Below are 443 nucleotides of genomic sequence, written 5' to 3' on the forward strand. Positions count from 1 at the left end.
ATCCCTTCCGCAAATACGATCGCATCGGTCTTATCGCTGCCGGTATCGTAGTTATTAATGTTGTCCTGGCCCCAGCCACGTGCAAAGTGATATTCGTCACTGCCGGCACCGCCATTCAAGGAGTCATTGCCGGTACCACCGTGCAAACGGTCATTACCAGCCTGGCCGTGCAGCGTATCGTTACCGGCACCGCCGTGCAGCACATCGTCGGTGGCATAGCCATACAGGATGTCATTAGCATTGGTGCTTTGCATCACCATGACTTTGATCTGAGCAACATTCCAGACGGTGCCATCGGCAAAGCGGATCTCTTCCAGCTTATAAGCACTGGTACCATCACTATGGAAATAGTTGCTTACCGTAATACGATCATTAGTGCCCAACAGTGACAGCACCAAGCTGTCACCTGAACGGGTAACCTGTATATCTGCTGGCGCAATCCC

Annotated in this window: 1 protein-coding gene; it reads right to left on the reverse strand. The window is 52.1% G+C overall.

Translation table 11 applies throughout. The features are described 5' to 3' along the window. Window positions 1-443, reverse strand: a 443-nt coding sequence (locus EYB30_RS16285) for a calcium-binding protein (protein WP_194241801.1), incomplete at both ends; no start/stop codon positions are given.

Source organism: Rheinheimera pleomorphica (assembly GCF_011634895.1).
Classification (GTDB): domain Bacteria; phylum Pseudomonadota; class Gammaproteobacteria; order Enterobacterales; family Alteromonadaceae; genus Alishewanella; species Alishewanella pleomorphica.